Genomic DNA, 17464 nt, shown 5'->3' with positions numbered 1-17464 from the left:
GAGCTGAGCTGAACGGGCCAAGTGGGCCGGGCGGGCCGGGCGGCGGGCCGGGGAAGCCGGGCGGGCGGAGTGGGCCGAGTGGGCCGGGCAGGCAGGACGATCCAGGCGGGCCGGGCGGGACGGGCGGGTCGGGGGAACCAAGTGCGGAGGAGCAGGCCGGTGCGGCCGGGCGTACGGAGGCGGCGGCGTGAGCATGATGAGCCCCGCGGCAGCGGGACGGGCCGTCGCCGACGAGCCGGAGCGGCGGGCGTACTGGGCGGTCGTGGACTGCCTGACGATCGTGCGCACCGAGCTGACCGTCCTCCTCCGCTACCCCGCCGCCATCGCCTGGCAGCTCGGCACCCCGGTGATGTTCGTGCTGCTGTTCGTCTACGTCTTCGGCAGCGCCATGGAGGTGGGCGGCGGTGCCGACTACCAGGACTACGCGCTGCCCGGCATGTTCGCGGTGTCCATGGCCAACGGGTTCATGAACACCGCCGTCGCGGTCGCCGCCGCCAGGGAGCGGGGCGTGATGGACCGCTACCGCTCCATGCCCATGGCGCCCTCCGCGGTGGTCAGCGGGCGCGGCGTCGCCGATGTCATCGGCGCCTCCGTGGACCTCGCGGTGCTCGCGGCGATCGCCCTCACCGTCGGCTGGCGGCCGGACGGCGGCCCGCTCGCGACCCTCGGCGCCTTCGCGCTGCTGATCCTGCTGCGGTCCGCGCTGATCTGGGTCGGGGTGTATCTGGGCCTGCTGGTGCCCACGCAGGAGGCGGCGGGCAACCTGTTCGCGGTCGCCTTCCCGCTCGGGATGATCTCCAGCGTCTTCACCCCGCCGGCGATGATGCCGGACTGGCTGGGCGCCATCGCGCTGTGGAACCCCGTCTCCTCCACCGCGAACGCGATCCGCGACCTGTTCGGCAACCCGGTCCCGGGCGGGGGCGGCTGGGTGGAGCGGCACGCCACGCTGATGGCGGTGGCGTGGCCGCTGGCCCTCACGGCGGTGTTCCTCCCCCTGGCCGTACGGCGCTTCCAGCGGCTGAGCCGCTGAGCCGCTGAGCCGCTGAGGGCGCCCGCCATCGCACGCGAAGGGGCTCGCCACCGCACACCAAGGCGCCCGTCACCGCACGCGGAAGGGGCCCGCGGCCGCTGGATCCGGCCGCGGGCCCCTTCCGGGACCCTGGGGGTCAGAGCTGCTCGATGACGTAGTCCACGCAGGCGGTCAGCGCCTCCACGTCGGACGGCTCGACGGCCGGGAACATGGCGATCCGCAGCTGGTTGCGGCCCAGCTTGCGGTACGGCTCGGTGTCCACGATGCCGTTGGCCCGCAGCGCCTTGGCGACGGCCGCGGCGTCGATGTCTTCGTTGAAGTCGATCGTCCCGACGACCTGCGACCGCTTGGCCGGGTCGGTGACGAACGGCGTGGCGAACTTGGACTCCTCCGCCCAGCCGTACAGCGCGCCCGAGGAGGCCGCGGTGCGCCGCACGGCCCAGTCCAGGCCGCCCTGCCCGTTGATCCACTCCAGCTGGTCGTTCAGCAGGAACAGCGTGGCGAGCGCCGGCGTGTTGTACGTCTGGTTCTTCAGGGAGTTGTCGATCGCGGTCGGCAGCGAGAAGAACTCCGGCACGTGGCGGCCCGAGGCGTGCACGCGGGCGGCGCGCTCCAGGGCGGCGGGCGAGAAGACCGCGATCCACAGTCCGCCGTCGGCGGCGAAGGACTTCTGCGGGGCGAAGTAGTAGACGTCCGACTGGGCGATGTCCACCGGCAGGCCGCCGGCCCCCGACGTGGCGTCCACCAGCACCAGCGCGCCCTCGTCGGCGCCCGCCACGCGCTCGATCGGCATGGCGACACCGGTGGAGGTCTCGTTGTGGGTGAGCGCGTAGACGTCCACGCCCGCCTCCGCCCGCGGCAGCGGGTGGGTGCCCGGGTCGGCGGAGATCACGGTCGGCTCGTCCAGCCACGGCGCGAGCTTGGCGGCCTTGGCGAACTTCGAGGAGAACTCGCCGAAGGACAGGTGCTGGGACTTGTTCTCGATCAGGCCGTGGGTCGCGATGTCCCAGAAGGCGGTCGAGCCGCCGTTGCCCAGGATCACCTCGTAGCCCTCGGGGAGCTGGAACAGCTCGCGCACGCCCTCGCGCACCTTGCCGACCAGGTTCTTGACCGGGGCCTGGCGGTGGGAGGTGCCCAGCAGGGAGGTCCCGGTGGCGGCCAGCGCACTGAGCGCCTCGGTGCGCACCTTGGAGGGGCCCGAGCCGAAGCGACCGTCGGCGGGCTTGATGTCAGCGGGAATCCGGATCTCAGCCACGGACGAAAGCCTAATCCGTCGGTATGCCCAGCCTGCCCCGGTGTCCACCGGATGAGACGCCGTGTCTCTTCTCCGGCACAGCCTCGTCGTTACTTGTCCGGTACGGCCCACCACTTGTCCGGTACGGCCCACCGTTGAAACGGAGCTTGTCATTCTCATCCGGGCCCCCGCCATGGACCATGGGGGACATGGTTGATCACGAGGCAGACGAACTGGAGCGGGCACTGCGCCGCGCCGTCCGCGGCGAGGTCTCCTTCGACACGACGAGCCGGGCCCTGATGACGATGGACGCGTCGAACTACCGGCGGGTGCCCACCGGGGTCGTCGCGCCGTACGACGCCGACGACGTCGCCGCCGCGCTGGCCGTCTGCCGCGAGAGAGCGGTGCCCGTGGTGGCGCGCGGGGCCGGCACCTCGATCGCCGGGCAGGCCACCGGGCTCGGCGTCGTCCTCGACTTCACCCGCCACATGCGGTCCATCGTCTCCCTCGACCCGGACGCGCGCACCGCCGTCGTCCAGCCCGGCGTCATCCTCGACGAGCTGCGCACGGCGGCCGGCGCCCACGGGCTGACCTTCGGCCCCGACCCGTCCACCCACAGCCGCTGCACCCTCGGCGGCATGATCGGCAACAACTCCTGCGGCTCCCACTCCGTCGCCTGGGGCACCACCGCCGACAACGTACGGGAGCTGGACGTGGTGACGTACGGCGGTGAACGGCTGCGGGCCGGGCGCGGCCTGGACGGGCTCCCTCCGCGGCTGCGCGACGGACTGCGCGCGCTGGTCGACGGCGACCTCGCCCTGCTGCGCACCGGCTTCCCCGAACTGCCCCGCCGCATCTCCGGCTACGCGCTGGACGCGCTGCTGCCCGAGAAGGGCGCCGACGTGGCCCGCGCGCTCACCGGCAGCGAGGGCACCCTCGGCGTGCTGACCGAGGCGACCGTACGCCTCGTGGAGGCGCCCGCCGCCCGCGCCCTCGCGGTCCTCGGCTACCCGGACGAGAGCGCCGCCGCCGAGGCCGCCCACACCCTGCTGCCCCACGGCCCGCTCACCGTCGAGGGCATGGCCGCCGACCTGGTCACCGGGGCGGAGGGCCTGCCGAAGGGCGGCGCCTGGCTGTTCGTCGAGGTCGGCGGCGCGACCCGGGAGGAGGCCCTGGCCCGCGCCGGGGCCCTGGCCCGCGCGGCCGCCGACGCCACCACCGACCACACCGTCGTCGCCGACCCGGCCGGGCAGCGCGCCCTGTGGCGGATCCGCGAGGACGCCTCCGGCACCGCCACACGCATGCCTGACGGCAGCGAGGCCTGGCCCGGCTGGGAGGACTGCGCGGTGCCGCCCGCCCGCCTCGGCGCGTATCTGCGCGACTTCCGCGCGCTGATGGCCCAGCACGGGCTGCGCGGCACGCCGTACGGGCACTTCGGCGACGGCTGCATCCACGTACGGATCGACTTCGACTTGCTGAGCGAGGCCGGGGTACGCGTCTTCCGTGACTTCTCCACCGACCTCGCCGACCTCGTCGTCGCCCACGGCGGCTCGCTGTCGGGCGAACACGGTGACGGCCTGGCGCGGGCGGAGCTGCTGCCCCGGATGTACGGCGACGAGATGGTCCGGCGCTTCTCCCGCTTCAAGGACCTGTGGGACCCGGCCGGCGGCCTCAACCCCGGCGCCCTCGTCCGCCCCCAGCGGATGGAGGAGAACCTGCGCTTCGCACCGCTGCCCAGGCGCCCGGTGGACGTGGAGTTCGGCTACCCGCACGACAACGGCGACTTCTCGGCCGCCGTGCGCAGGTGTGTGGGCGTCGCCAAGTGCCGCAACGAGTCCGTCTCCGGCGCGGCCGTGATGTGCCCCTCCTACCGCGCGACCGGCGACGAACAGCACTCCACGCGCGGCCGCGCCCGCCTGCTGCACGAGATGCTCGCGGGCGAGGTGGTCCGCGACGGCTGGCGCTCGGAGGAGGTGCGCGGGGCGCTCGACCTGTGCCTGTCGTGCAAGGGGTGCCGCAGCGACTGCCCGGTCGGGGTGGACATGGCCACGTACAAGGCGGAGTTCCTGCACCACCACTACGAGGGCCGGGTGCGGCCCGCCGCGCACTACTCGATGGGCCGGCTGCCGGTGTGGCTGCGGGCCGCCGCCGCGCTCCGGGCGGCGCCGGTGGCCAACGCGGCGGCGGGCGTGGCACCGCTGGCCGCCCTCGCGAAGCGGGTGGGCGGCATCGCGCCCGAGCGCGACATCCCCGAACTGGCCCGGGAGCCCTTCACCCGCTGGTGGCGCGAGCGGGCGCGCGGCGCGGCGAGGGCCGCCGCGCGGGGCGGCGGCGCGGCGGCCGGCGGGTCGACGGCCGGTGGGTCGGGCGGCGGCGCGAGGCTTGGCGATGGCGGCGAGGCGGCCGCCGGCCCGCCCGCCATCGGCCCGTCCGCCCCGAGGCCGCCCGCAGCGGGGGCGTCCGGCCCGCAAGCGGGCGAGGCGGCGCGGGGCGCCGGGCGGCCCGGCGGGCGCGCGCACGGTCGCACCGTCGTGCTGTGGCCCGACACCTTCACCAACTACCTGTCCCCGGCCGTCGGGCAGGCCGCCGTGCGGGTGCTGGAGGACGCGGGGCTGCGGGTCGTCGTCCCGCCCAAGCCGGTGTGCTGCGGGCTGACCTGGGTGTCGACCGGGCAGCTCGACCAGGCCCGCGCGGTCATGCGGCGCACGCTGGACGTCATGGCCCCGGCCCTGGACGCCGGGCTGCCCGTGGTCGGCCTGGAACCGAGCTGCACCGCCGCCCTCCGCACCGACCTGCCCGAACTCCTCGGCCCCGCCGACCCCCGCGCCGCCCGCCTCGCCGACGCCGTCACCACCTTCGCCGGCGCCCTGGAGGACCTGGCCCCCGACTGGCGGCCCCCGACCGTCGACCGCCCGGTCGTCGGCCAGACCCACTGCCACCAGCACGCCGTCCTCGGCGACGCGGCCGAGCGCCGGCTGCGCGCCCGCGCCGGGCTGACCGGCGAGCTGAGCGGGGGCTGCTGCGGGCTCGCGGGCAACTTCGGCTTCGAGCGCGGCCATTACGACGTGTCCGTGGCCTGCGCGGAGGAGCAGCTGCTGCCGTCCGTACGGGGTGCCGACCCCGCCGCCGAGGTCCTCGCGGACGGCTTCTCCTGCCGCACGCAGCTGGACCAGCTCGCGGGCCGCCGGGCCCGCCATCTCGCGGAGGTGCTGGCCGAGCGGCTGCCGTGAGCCGGGCCGGGGCGGCCGGGGGCCCGGGAGCCCGTGGCGGCCGGGGCTCGGGGCGGCGGGGCCCGTGACGGCCCGTGACGGCCCATGGCGGCCCATGGCGGTCGAGGCGGCCCGAGGAGACCGGGGCGATCAGTCCCGGTCGCCCGGTCAGTCCCGGTCGCCGATCAGTCCCGGTCGCCCAGGTCCAGGCGGTCGAGCAGCCCGGCATCCGTGAAGGCGGCGACCAGTTCGTCCCGGCCCTCGGTGAAGTGCGCCCAGCCCTCGTAGTGGACGGGGACCACCCGGCGGGCGCCGAGGATCCGGGCGGCCTCGGCGGTCTGCGCGCTGTCGAGGACGATCAGCGCGCCGTCGAAGAGGACGGAGAAGCGGGGGGCGCCCGCGAAGAGGACGGCGGTGTCCACCGGGCCGAAGCGTTCGGCGATCTCCCTGACCGCGTCCAGCGAGGCGTTGTCGCCGCTGACGTAGACCGTGGGCAGGCCGTCCCCGGTCAGGACGAAGCCGACGACCTGGCCGGTGACCGGCTCGACCTCCTCGCGCGGGCCGGGCCCGTGGACGGCGGGCACGCCCGTGACGGTGACCGTGCCCCCGTCGGGGCGGTCCAGTTCGACCGCCTCCCAGTCGGCCAGCCCCCTGGCCCCCGCCCCCAGGCGCTGCCCGCCCCCGGGGGTGGTCAGGGTCAGCGGGACCTCGGCGAGCAGGGCCCGGCCGGACTCGTCGAGGTTGTCGGGGTGTTCGTCGTGGGAGAGCAGGACCACGTCGATGGGGCCGAGGTCGGCCGGCGTGGCGGCGGAGGGCGCCGTCTTGGTCAGACCGCCGCCCGGGACGACGTAGTGGCGGGGCGCGTCGAAGGTCGGGTCGGTCAGGAAACGCAGGCCCCCGTACTCGAAGAAGGCGGTCGGGCCGCCGAGGACGCGGACAGGGAGCTGCTCAGGGCGCGTGCTGGTATCAGACACCAAAACCTCACGGATGGGAAGTGGGTTATCCGTGAAGGACGATAGGGGTGTCTCACGGATGAGCGCAAGCCGTACCATGACAACCATGAGTGAGACGCCGACCGCCGAACCCCTGCCACCGCCCGCGCCGGGGGCGGAGGAATACCCGGCCCTCGACTTCGTCAACAGCGCCATCGCGCTCCCCGCGGGGCACTTCATCGACCTCCTCGGCACCCCCGGGGCCGCGAACCGGTGGCTCACCGACCACGGGCTCGCGCCGGCCGACGCCGGGGTCCAGGAGATGTGCGCGGCGCAGCTGCGCTCGCTGCGCGAGCACATCAGGGTGCTGTTCGCCGCCCGCGTCGCCGGGACGCATGTCCTGCCGTCGGCGCTGTCCGCCGTCAACGACGCGCTGAGCAAGGCCCCCACGACCGCCCTGCTGCACTGGGACGAGAAGACCGGCCCCTACCGCGCGACGCCGTGCCCCACCGACGAGATCCTCGACCGCGCCCTCGCGACCCTCGCGGCCGACGCGGCCGACCTCCTCACCGGCCCCGACGCGGACCGCCTCACCGCCTGCGGCTCCACCCCCTGCAACCGCTACCTGCTGCGCCACGGCCGCCGCCAGTGGTGCTCCACCCGCTGCGGCGACCGGGCCCGCGCCGCCCGCGCGTACGCCCGGCGCGCCCGGCCGAAGGCGGACTGACGGCCCCGCGCTGCCCCCGCCCGCGAGCCCAGGCCGCCCGCGGGCTCAGCCCTCCAGCGGGCTCAGTCTCCCGCGGGCTCAGCCCTCCCGCGGCTCCCGCAGCCCCCGGAAGAACTGCCGCAGGTAGCCCACCAGCAGATCGGGCGCAAAGATCATTTACGGGGGGCGGGGCAGGGAGGCCGGCGGGCCGGACGGCGCGGAAGTCGTCTGTCCGGACCTCTACCCCGCCGGGTCGCCGAGCCAGGCCGCGTACACAGCCGTGTGGTCCGCGAAGGCCGCGGCCGGCCCCTCCTGCGGACCCGCCGCCCACACCGCGCGCACCGCCATCGGCGGCAGCCCGGTCAGCGGGGCGACCACCACGCCCGGCCGGTCGTAGGCGTCCAGCAGCGAGGCGAACGTCAGATGCGCCAGCTCGCCCTCGGCGACGAGGCGCAGCACATCCTCCACATACCCGGCGGGCAGCCGCCGCAGGTCCATTTAGCGCGCCGTCGCCCGAGGTGAAGCCGCTATCTACGCGGTTTATGAGGAACGTATCGAGAAGAAGTGGCCGTAGCCCCGGCGGGCTCATGCCCGCCACGATCCGCGCCCCGCCGCCTGGGCGATGATGCTGCCGCCCGGTCAGCGGGCCTTGGAGAGCAGATGCGGGGCGTGTGTCGCGACCGCTTGCATCAGTTGCTTCTTCGACGGGTTCACCATCGCCCTCCCCGCCACGGCCTCGTTTCGCCTTCTCGGTCTTTGCCCACCGATCCCCCTCTCCGTCGGCCCGCCGCCCCGAGTGTGTCAGCCGCCCCGAGTATGCCGGACGAAAACCAGTGGCCGACCTTGGTGTGGACCAATTAGCTTGCGCGCTCGTGACCGAAGGCTCGAAGGTGCCGGGGCTTTTCTCCCGGACATACGCCGCCGCCACCGCAAGCTTCGCCGCGGTGATGTTCCTGACCGGATTCGCCGCGCTCGCCGTGGTGCCGACGCTGCCGACGGCGGCTCGGGAGCTGGATGGGGTGGGGCTGTTCCCCGTGGTGGCGGGGTGTTTTGTGACGGCGAGTCTGCTGGGCGGGGTGCTGGGCGGGCACTGGGCGGACCGGGCGGGGGCGCGCAGGCCGCTGGCGGCGGGGGTGGTGCTCACGGTGGTCACCCTGGTGGTCTCGGGCGGCAGCGTCTCCGTCTGGCAGCTCGCGGCCGGGCGCCTCCTGGACGGGCTGGCGGCCGGGATGGTCGCGGTGTCGGTCAACGCCGCGATCGGGCAGGCGTATCCGGAACGGCTGCGGCCGCGCGCGCTCGCGCTGATGAGTTCCTGCTGGATCATCCCGTCGCTGGCGGGCCCGCCGCTGGCCGGGCTGGTGTCCGAGTGGTGGTCGTGGCGGGCGGTGTTCTTCGGCCTGGCCGGGCTGACGCTGTTGCCCGCGCTGGCGCTGGTGGTCGTACTGCGCGGCCCCGCCCTGGCGGGACCGGAGGCCGCGCCGGCGGACGACCACCCGTCGCGCCCGCCGCTGCTGGTCGCGGCGGTGGTGAGCCTGGGGGCGGCGCTGGGGCAGTACGGGGTGTCGGGCTGGGACGTCCGCCATCTGCTGTTCGCCGCCGCCGGGCTCGGCCTCCTCGCGGTCTTCGCGCCGCGTCTGCTGCCCGTGGGCACCTGGCGTGCTGCCCGGGGTCTGCCGGCGACCGTGCTGCTGCGCGCCCTGTCGTCGGGCACGTACTTCACGATCGAGGCGCTGGTGCCCCTCATGCTGATCGCCGAGCGGCGCGCGCCCGCCGTGGTGATCGGCCTGGCGTTCACCGCCGCCGCCGTGGTGTGGGCGGGCGCCTCATGGGTCCAGGGGCGGCTGGAGAACCTGCCCCGTCACCTGCTGGTCGCCGTCGGCGCGCTGGTGATGGCGGTGGCGGTCGGGCTCGCCGTGGCCGGGACGCTCGCCCGGGGCCCGTATCTCGTCGCCGCGTCCTCCATGCCCGTCGCGGCCGTCGGCATGGGGCTGCTCGCCCCGTCCCTGACCGTGCTGTCGCTCTCTCACAGCCCCTCCGGCCGCCTGGGCCACACCAGCGGAGCGATGCAGACAAGCCAGAACCTCGGCCAGGTTGTGGTGCTGGCCCTCTCCTTCGCCGTGCTCAACACCTGCGTGGCGGGCGGCGCGTCCGCGACGGCCGGTTACGGCGCCGCCTTCGGGCTGCTGCTGGCCCCGACCCTGCTGATCGCCCTGCTGGCCGTTCGGGCGCGCGGCACGGGCGGCAGGGTGGTGGCCGCCGCCCAGACCGGCGAACCCTCCCTGACCGGCAGCGGCTCCGACTGAGCGACGACCGCCCCCGACAGACGCCCCTGGCCGTGGACGTCCCTGGCCGGGGGCGTCCCCGGCCGGAGGTGTCCCCGGCCGGTTACGGCCAAATCATGCAAGCGCGCTTGATTGTTTCTTGCCGCGCTGCCACCCTCCCTTCCCAGGACGCACGTCAGGGACCCCATACGACGGGAGCGCAGCGTGTCCGATACCGACGCCGTGCTCGGCGATCTGCTCGCCGAGGGCGAGGAGTTGGACGGCCTGGTGGCCGGGCTCGCGGAGGAGGACTGGGCCACGCCGACACCCGCCGAGGGCTGGACCGTCGCGCACCAGATCGCCCATCTCGCGTGGACCGACGAGCGGGCGGCGCAGGCGGCCACGGACCCGGCGGGGTTCGCGGCCGAGGTGCGCAAGGCCGCCGCCGAGCCCGACAGGTTCGTGGACGAGGCCGCCCAACTCGGCGCGGCCCGGCCGCCGGACGAGCTGCTGCGGCGCTGGCGCGAGGGGCGCCGGCGGCTGCGGCGGGTGCTGGCGGCGCAGCCGGCCGGGGCGCGGCTGCCGTGGTACGGGCCGTCGATGAGCGTGGCCTCCATGGCCACCGCCCGGCTGATGGAGACCTGGGCCCACGGCCAGGACATCGCCGACGCCCTCGGCGTGCGCCGGCCCCCCACCGCCCGGCTGCGCCACGTGGCGCGGATCGGCGTGCGGGCGCGGGGCTTCGCGTACGCGGTGCGGGGACTCGAGCCGCCCGCCGAGGAGTTCCGGGTCGAACTCCGCGCCCCGGACGGCGACCTGTGGACGTACGGCCCCGAGGACGCGCCCCAGCGGGTGACCGGGCCCGCGCTGGACTTCTGCCTGCTGGTCACCCAGCGGGCGCATCGTGCGGATCTGGCGGTGCGGGCCGAAGGCCCGGACGCGGACCGCTGGCTGGACATCGCCCAGGCCTTCGCGGGCCCACCCGGCAAGGGCCGCGCCCCGGGCGGCGGGCGGCCCACCCGCCCCGACCTGCCCGGCGCCGCCGGGCGCGCCGCAGGCGCCTCGCCCGCGGCGCCTGCGCCCTCCGGGCGAGGCGCCGCCGGGGGTGCCGGGGGTGCCGGGGGTGCCGGGGGTGCCGGGGGTGCCGGGGCCGCCGGGGCCGCCGGGGCCGCCGGGGCCGCCGGGGCCGCCGGGGCTGCCGAGGCCGCCGGGGCCGCCGGGGCTGCCGAGGCCGCCGGGGGTGCCGGGGGTCGCGATTCGGGCCGGGCCGGGGGCCGCGACTCGGCTCCCGCCGAGGGCAGTGACCCGGGCCGGGCGGGCCCCGCCGAGCGCGACCCTGGTCAGGCGGCACCCCGGGGCGCCGCAGGCAGCGCCGGGGGCGCCGCCGGGGGCAGCCCGGGCCACCCCGGCGAGGGCCCGGGCCGCCCCGGCGAGGGCCCGGGCCCGGCCGCCGGGGGGCCCGCATGACGCCCCCGCCGGCCCCGCCAGCCCCGCCGACCCCGCCGGCCCTGCCGACCCCGCCGCCCCTCCGCGTCGGCAACTGCTCCGGCTTCTACGGCGACCGCTTCGACGCCATGCGCGAGATGCTCACCGGCGGCCCGCTCGACGTGCTGACCGGGGACTACCTGGCCGAGCTGACCATGCTCATCCTCGGCCGGGAGCGGCAGAAGGACCCCGCGCGCGGATACGCCGCCACCTTCGCGCGCCAGCTCGACGAGACCCTCGCCCTGGCCCTGGAGCGCGGGGTGCGGATCGTCAGCAACGCGGGCGGGCTCAATCCGGGCGGGCTCGCCGAGGCGATACGTACGGCCGCCGGTGAGCACGGCCTCGCGCCCCGCGTCGCCCATGTCACCGGGGACGACCTCCGCTCCTCCCGCGACTGGCCGGGCCACACCCTCACCGCCAACGCCTACCTCGGCGGCGCCGGGATCGCCGAGTGCCTCCGGGCCGGCGCCGACGTCGTCGTCACCGGGCGGGTCACCGACGCCGCGCTCGTGACCGGGCCCGCCGCCGCGCACTTCGGGTGGCGGGCGGACGACTGGGACGCGCTCGCGGGGGCGGTGGTGGCCGGGCACATCCTGGAGTGCGGGGCGCAGGCGACCGGCGGCAACTACGCGTTCTTCACCGAGCACGACACGCGCCGCCCCGGCTTCCCGCTCGCCGAGATCCACGCCGACGGGTCCTGCGTGATCACCAAACACCCGGGCACCGGCGGCGCGGTGACCGTCGGAACCGTCACCGCGCAGCTCCTCTACGAGACGGCCGGCGCCCGCTACGCCGGGCCCGATGTCACCGCCCGGCTCGACACCGTACGGCTCACCCAGGACGGCCCCGACCGGGTCCGGGTCCACGGGGTGAAGGGCGAGCCGCCCCCGCCGTCGCTGAAGGTCGGTCTGACCCGGCTCGGCGGCTGGCGCAACGAGGTCGTCTTCGTGCTCACCGGCCTCGACATCCACCCCAAGGCCGCGCTCGTCCGCGAGCAGATGGAGGCGGCCCTCGCGGGGCGCCGCCCCGCCGAGGTGCGCTGGACGCTGGCCCGCACCGACCACCCGGACGCCGACACCCAGGAGGCCGCGAGCGCCCTGCTCCGCCTCACCGTCCGCGACCCGGACCCGGAGAAGGTCGGCCGGGCCGTCAGCGGCGCCGCCGTGGAGCTGGCGCTGGCCGGATACCCCGGCTTCCATGTCACCGCCCCGCCCGGCAAGGGCTCCCCGTACGGGGTCTTCGAGGCCGCGTACGTCCCCGCCGCCGATGTCCCGCACACCGCCGTGCTGCACGACGGAACCCGCACCCCCGTCCCCCCGCCCGCCACCACCGCCCCCCTCGCCCCCGTCCCCGAACCGCCCCTGCCGCCCCCGCTCCCGCCCGGCCGCACCCGGCGCACCCGGCGGGCCCCGCTCGGCCTGGTCGCCGGGGCCCGCAGCGGCGACAAGGGCGGGGCCGCGAACGTCGGCGTCTGGGCCCGCACCGACGACGCCTGGCGCTGGCTGGCCCACACCCTCACCCGCGACCGCTTCCGCGCGCTGCTCCCCGAGACCAAAGACCTCCCCGTCACCCGCCACGCCCTCCCCGCCCTGCGCGCCCTCAACTTCGTCGTCGACGGACTCCTCGGCGAGGGCGTCGCCGCCCAGGCCCGCTTCGACCCGCAGGCCAAGGCCGTCGGCGAGTGGCTGCGCTCGCGCCACCTCGACATCCCGGAGGACCTTCTGTGACCCGGCTTGCCTCCGCCCTCGACCCCAACGGCGCCGAGTACGCGGCGAACCGCGAGGCCATGCTCGCCAAGCTCGCCGAACTCGACACCGAGCACGCCAAGGCGCTCGCCGGGGGCGGCGAGAAGTACGTCGCCCGCCACCGCGCGCGCGGCAAGCTCCTCGCCCGCGAGCGCGTCGAACTGCTCCTCGACTCCGACACGCCGTTCCTCGAGCTGTCCCCGCTCGCCGCCTGGGGCAGCGACTACCCGGTCGGCGCCTCCGTCGTCACCGGCATCGGCGTCGTCGAAGGCGTCGAGTGCCTGATCAGCGCCAACGACCCGACCGTACGCGGCGGGGCCAGCAACCCCTGGACCCTCAAGAAGTGCCTGCGCGCCCACGAGATCGCCCGCGCCAACCGCCTCCCCGTCATCAGCCTCGTCGAGTCCGGCGGCGCGGACCTCCCCAGCCAGAAGGAGATCTTCATCCCCGGCGGCGCGATGTTCCGCGACCTGACCCGCCTGTCCGCCGCCTCCATCCCCACCATCGCCGTCGTCTTCGGCAACTCCACGGCCGGAGGCGCGTACATCCCCGGGATGTCCGACCACGTGATCATGGTCAAGGAGCGGTCGAAGGTGTTCCTCGGCGGGCCGCCCCTGGTCAAGATGGCCACCGGCGAGGAGAGCGACGACGAATCCCTGGGCGGCGCCGAGATGCACGCCCGCGCCTCCGGCCTCGCCGACCACCTCGCCCTCGACGAGCGCGACGCCATCCGGCAGGCGCGCCGCGTCGTCGCCCGCCTCAACTGGCGCAAGGCCCACCCTGACCCGGGCCCCGCCGAACCCCCCGCCCACGACCCCGAGGAACTCCTCGGCATCGTCCCCGGCGACCTCAAGGTCCCCTTCGACCCCCGCGAGGTCATCGCCCGCATCGTCGACGCCTCCGACTTCGACGAGTTCAAGCCGCTCTACGGGCCCAGCCTCGCCACCGGCTGGGCCACCCTCCACGGCTATCCGATCGGCGTCCTCGCCAACGCCCAGGGCGTCCTCTTCTCCGCCGAGTCCCAGAAGGCCGCCCAGTTCATCCAGCTCGCCAACCAGCGCGACATCCCGCTGCTGTTCCTCCACAACACCACCGGCTACATGGTGGGCCGCGAGTACGAGCAGGGCGGGATCATCAAACACGGCGCCATGATGATCAACGCGGTCTCCAACTCCCGCGTCCCCCACCTCTCCGTCCTCATCGGCGCCTCCTACGGAGCCGGCCACTACGGCATGTGCGGCCGCGCCTACGACCCCCGCTTCCTCTTCGCCTGGCCCAGCGCCAAGTCCGCCGTCATGGGGCCGGGGCAGCTCGCCGGCGTCCTGTCGATCGTCGCCCGCCAGTCGGCGGCCGCCAAGGGACAGCCGTACGACGAGGACGCCGACGCCGCCCTGCGCGCCATGGTGGAGCAGCAGATCGAGTCGGAATCGCTCCCGCTGTTCCTCTCCGGGCGGCTGTACGACGACGGCGTCATCGACCCCCGCGACACCCGCACCGTCCTCGGCCTGTGCCTGTCCGCCCTCCACACCGCGCCCGTCGAGGGCGCGCGCGGCGGGTTCGGCGTCTTCCGGATGTGAGATGTGAGGAAACCCGTGATACCCGTGATCCGATCCCTCCTCGTCGCCAACCGGTCCGAGATCGCCCGCCGGATCTTCCGCACCTGCCGCGAACTGGGCATCGCCACCGTCGCCGTCCACTCCGACCCCGACGCCGGCGCCCCCCACGTACGCGAGGCCGACGCGGCCGTACGGCTCCCCGGCAGCGCCCCCGCCGACACCTATCTGCGCGCCGACCTCCTCGTCCGAGCCGCCCTCGCGGCCGGTGCCGACGCCGTCCACCCCGGCTACGGCTTCCTCTCCGAGAACGCCGACTTCGCCCGCGCGGTGATCGGCGCGGGTCTCACCTGGATCGGGCCGCCGCCCGAGGCGATCGAGGCCATGGCCTCCAAGACCCGCGCCAAGGACCTGATGCGCGCCGCCGGCGTGCCCCTCCTCGCCCCGCTCGACCCCGGGCGCGCCACGCCCGGTGACCTCCCCCTCCTCGTCAAGGCGGCGGCCGGCGGCGGCGGGCGCGGCATGCGCGTGGTCCGCGACCTCGCGGCCCTCCCCGCCGAGCTGACCTCCGCCCGCGCGGAGGCGGTGTCCGCCTTCGGCGACGCGGAGGTCTTCCTGGAGCCGTACGTCGAGGGCGCCCGCCACGTCGAGGTGCAGATCCTCGCCGACGCGCACGGCACGGTGTGGGCGCTCGGCACCCGCGACTGCTCCCTCCAGCGCCGCCACCAGAAGGTCATCGAGGAGGCCCCGGCCCCCGGGCTCTCCGACGGGCTGCGCGACGCCCTCCACGAGGCGGCGGCCGGCGCGGCCCGCGCGATCGGCTACCGGGGGGCGGGGACGGTGGAGTTCCTGGTGGGGCGGGACGGGCGGCCCTACTTCCTGGAGATGAACACGCGGCTCCAGGTGGAGCACCCGGTGACGGAGTGCGTGTACGGGCTGGACCTGGTCGCGCTGCAACTGCGGGTCGCGGAGGGCGAACCCCTGCCCGCCGGGCCGCCCGAGGCAAGCGGCCACGCGGTGGAGGCCCGGCTGTACGCGGAGGACCCGGCGCGCGGGTGGCGGCCAGGGACGGGGGTGATGCACCGGCTGGCCGTGGCGGAGGGGCCGGGCCTGCGCGTCGACTCGGGCCTCGCCGACGGCGACGAGATCACCGTCCACTACGACCCGATGCTCGCCAAGGTCATCGCCTGGGCCCCCACCCGCGCCGAGGCCGTACGCCGCCTCGCGCACGCCCTGGAGCGGGCGCGGTTGCACGGGCCCGTCACCAACCGGGACCTGCTGGTACGGGCCCTGCGCCACCCCGAGTTCGAGGACGCCCGCATGGACACCGGCTTCCTCGAACGCCACCTCGAGCAGCTCACCGCCACCGACGACCACACCGCCACCGACGACCACGCCGCCCCCCTGGCCGCCCTCGCCGCCGCCCTGGCCGACGCGGCGCGGCGGCCCACGGCCGGGACCGGGACCGGTACCGGGACCGTGGCCGGGTGGCTCGGCGGATGGCGCAACGTACCGTCGCAGCCCCAGCTCAAGACCTATCGTTCGAAGCCGGACGGCATCGAGTACGAGGTCCGCTACCGCCTCACCCGCGACGGCCTCATAGCCGACGACCACCCGGACACCCGGCTGATCGAAGCGAGCCCCCACCACGTGGTGCTGGAAGTAAACGGCGTACGCCGCCCGTTCGACATCGCCGTCTACGGAGACGATGCCCACGTCGACTCACCGCTCGGCGCCCACGCCTTCACCGCCCTGCCCCGCTTCCCCGACCCCACCGCCCGTACAGAACCGGGCTCGCTGCTGGCCCCCATGCCGGGGACGGTGGTCCGCGTCGCCGGGGTGGCGGTCGGCGACCGGGTCGAGGCGGGCCAGCCGATCCTGTGGCTGGAGGCCATGAAGATGGAGCACCGGGTCACGGCCCCCGCCGCCGGTGTGCTCTCCGCACTGCACGCCACCCCGGGCCGGCAGGTGGAGGTCGGGGCGGTGCTGGCGGTGGTGGCGGAGGAGGCCCCGGCCCCGCCCCCGCCGCCCCGTACAGCGCACAGCGACCAGCAGACCGCACCCGGGAGGAGCCGCACATGAAGCCCGACACCAGCCCGCCCAGCCCGCTCAACCCGCCCAGCCCGAGCAGCCCCCTGATCGACGGCCCCGAACGCACCGCCCTTCGCTCCGCCGTGGCTGCCCTCGCCAAGCGCCACGGCAGCGACGGGGGAACCACCGACGAGCTGTGGGCCGAGGCCGGCAAGCTCGGCTACCTCGGCGTGAACCTGCCCGAGGAGTACGGCGGCGGGGGCGGCGGCATCGCCGAGCTGTCCATCGTGCTGGAGGAGCTGGGCGCGGCCGGCTGCCCGCTGCTGATGCTGGTGGTCTCGCCCGCGATCTGCGGCACGGTGATCGCCCGCTTCGGCACCGACGAGCAGAAGCGCGCCTGGCTGCCGGGGCTCGCGGACGGCAGCAGGAAGATGGCGTTCGGCATCACGGAGCCGGACGCCGGCTCCAACTCCCACCGCATCACCACCACGGCCCGCCGCGCCCCCGGCGGTGGCTGGCTGCTGACCGGCCGGAAGGTGTTCATCTCGGGGGTGGACATCTCGGACGCCACGCTGATCGTGGGCCGCACGGAGGACGCGCGGACGGGCCGGCTCAAACCGTGCCTGTTCATCGTGGAGCGCGGGACGCCCGGCTTCTCGTACCGCCACATCCCGATGGAGCTGGCGGCGGCGGAGAAGCAGTTCGAGGTGGTGCTGGACGATGTGGCGCTGCCGGCGGAGGCGCTGGTGGGGGACGAGGACGCGGGGCTGCTCCAGCTCTTCGCGGGGCTCAACCCGGAGCGGATCATGACGGCGGCGTTCGCGCTGGGGATGGGACGGCACGCGCTCGCGAAGGCCGTGGAGTACGCGCGGGTGCGGCAGGTGTGGCAGGAGCCGATCGGCGCGCACCAGGCGGTGGCGCATCCGCTCGCGCAGGCCCATATCGAACTGGAGCTGGCGCGGTTGATGATGGCCAAGGCGGCCCACCTCTACGACGCGGGGGACGACGCGGGCGCGGGGGAGGCGGCGAACATGGCGAAGTACGCGGCGGCGGAGGCGGCGGTGAAGGCGGTCGACCAGGCGGTGCACACGCTGGGCGGGAACGGCCTGACGGCGGAGTACGGGCTGGCGAAGCTGATCACGGCCGCGCGGGTGGCGCGGATCGCGCCGGTCAGCCGGGAGATGATCCTCAACTTCGTCTCGCACCAGACGCTCGGGCTGCCCAAGTCGTACTGAGTACGGACCGGATCGGACGGGACGAAGACCGACGGAGGGATCC

11 protein-coding genes and 1 pseudogene are annotated in these 17464 nt (G+C 75.4%); 9 read left to right on the top strand and 3 right to left on the bottom strand.

Features of this window, described 5'->3' with window-relative positions:
- Positions 1 to 193 precede the first annotated feature (193 nt).
- Complete coding sequence (locus tag BBH68_RS10215; protein WP_245737984.1) at positions 194 to 1030, top strand: ABC transporter permease; 837 nt, start codon at positions 194 to 196, stop codon at positions 1028 to 1030.
- Between the two features lie 136 nt (positions 1031 to 1166).
- Here BBH68_RS10215 and serC read toward each other — a convergent pair whose 3' ends face one another.
- Positions 1167 to 2285: a phosphoserine transaminase gene (gene serC, locus BBH68_RS10210; protein WP_065960902.1), complete on the bottom strand. Its 1119-nt coding sequence runs from the start codon at positions 2283 to 2285 to the stop codon at positions 1167 to 1169.
- Between the two features lie 188 nt (positions 2286 to 2473).
- On the opposite strand from serC, the gene BBH68_RS10205 reads away from it, so the two are divergent.
- A complete protein-coding gene (locus BBH68_RS10205; protein WP_245737981.1) occupies positions 2474 to 5494 on the top strand; it encodes an FAD-binding and (Fe-S)-binding domain-containing protein in 3021 nt (1006 codons plus the stop codon).
- Between the two features lie 164 nt (positions 5495 to 5658).
- On the opposite strand, the gene BBH68_RS10200 is transcribed toward BBH68_RS10205, so the two are convergent.
- A complete protein-coding gene (locus tag BBH68_RS10200; protein ID WP_065960900.1) occupies positions 5659 to 6447 on the bottom strand; it encodes an MBL fold metallo-hydrolase in 789 nt (262 codons plus the stop codon).
- Positions 6448 to 6532: 85 nt separating this feature from the next.
- On the opposite strand from BBH68_RS10200, the gene BBH68_RS10195 reads away from it, so the two are divergent.
- A complete protein-coding gene (locus BBH68_RS10195) occupies positions 6533 to 7132 on the top strand; it encodes a CGNR zinc finger domain-containing protein (RefSeq protein ID WP_065960899.1) in 600 nt (199 codons plus the stop codon).
- 219 nt (positions 7133 to 7351) lie between these two features.
- On the opposite strand, the gene BBH68_RS10190 is transcribed toward BBH68_RS10195, so the two are convergent.
- Positions 7352 to 7609, bottom strand: a complete 258-nt coding sequence (locus tag BBH68_RS10190; RefSeq protein WP_065960898.1) for a hypothetical protein — start codon at positions 7607 to 7609, stop codon at positions 7352 to 7354.
- Between the two features lie 374 nt (positions 7610 to 7983).
- On the opposite strand from BBH68_RS10190, the gene BBH68_RS10185 reads away from it, so the two are divergent.
- From BBH68_RS10185 to BBH68_RS10160, 6 genes and pseudogenes are all read left to right on the top strand, one after another.
- Positions 7984 to 9414, top strand: coding sequence for an MFS transporter (locus BBH68_RS10185; protein WP_065960897.1), 1431 nt, complete (start codon positions 7984 to 7986; stop codon positions 9412 to 9414).
- Positions 9415 to 9597: 183 nt separating this feature from the next.
- Positions 9598 to 10383: pseudogene (locus BBH68_RS10180) on the top strand (TIGR03084 family metal-binding protein); the annotation flags it as partial.
- A gap of 452 nt (positions 10384 to 10835) precedes the next feature.
- Positions 10836 to 12584 (top strand): acyclic terpene utilization AtuA family protein, encoded by a 1749-nt coding sequence (locus BBH68_RS10175; protein WP_065960896.1) that lies wholly within the window; start codon positions 10836 to 10838, stop codon positions 12582 to 12584.
- Positions 12581 to 14179, top strand: a complete 1599-nt coding sequence (locus BBH68_RS10170) for an acyl-CoA carboxylase subunit beta (RefSeq protein ID WP_065960893.1) — start codon at positions 12581 to 12583, stop codon at positions 14177 to 14179. Before BBH68_RS10175 ends, BBH68_RS10170 begins: the two co-directional genes overlap by 4 nt.
- 24 nt (positions 14180 to 14203) lie before the next feature.
- Complete coding sequence (locus BBH68_RS10165) at positions 14204 to 16237, top strand: acetyl/propionyl/methylcrotonyl-CoA carboxylase subunit alpha (protein ID WP_170066551.1); 2034 nt, start codon at positions 14204 to 14206, stop codon at positions 16235 to 16237.
- The gene (locus BBH68_RS10160) at positions 16234 to 17421 is read left to right on the top strand and encodes an acyl-CoA dehydrogenase family protein (RefSeq protein WP_065960942.1); all 1188 of its coding nucleotides are present in this window, start codon (positions 16234 to 16236) and stop codon (positions 17419 to 17421) included. Before BBH68_RS10165 ends, BBH68_RS10160 begins: the two co-directional genes overlap by 4 nt.
- Positions 17422 to 17464: the final 43 nt, after the last annotated feature.

It is taken from the genome of Streptomyces sparsogenes, from assembly GCF_001704635.1.
Lineage (GTDB): Bacteria > Actinomycetota > Actinomycetes > Streptomycetales > Streptomycetaceae > Streptomyces > Streptomyces sparsogenes.
This window is presented reverse-complemented; position numbering and strand designations above follow the sequence as displayed.

Coding starts and splice junctions, on each gene's coding strand:
- BBH68_RS10215 (WP_245737984.1), top strand. CDS start 194: ATGATGAGCCCCGCGGCAGCGGGACGGGCCGTCGCCGACGAGCCGGAG.
- BBH68_RS10205 (WP_245737981.1), top strand. CDS start 2,474: ATGGTTGATCACGAGGCAGACGAACTGGAGCGGGCACTGCGCCGCGCC.
- BBH68_RS10195 (WP_065960899.1), top strand. CDS start 6,533: ATGAGTGAGACGCCGACCGCCGAACCCCTGCCACCGCCCGCGCCGGGG.
- BBH68_RS10190 (WP_065960898.1), bottom strand. CDS start 7,609: ATGGACCTGCGGCGGCTGCCCGCCGGGTATGTGGAGGATGTGCTGCGC.
- BBH68_RS10175 (WP_065960896.1), top strand. CDS start 10,836: ATGACGCCCCCGCCGGCCCCGCCAGCCCCGCCGACCCCGCCGGCCCTG.
- BBH68_RS10160 (WP_065960942.1), top strand. CDS start 16,234: ATGAAGCCCGACACCAGCCCGCCCAGCCCGCTCAACCCGCCCAGCCCG.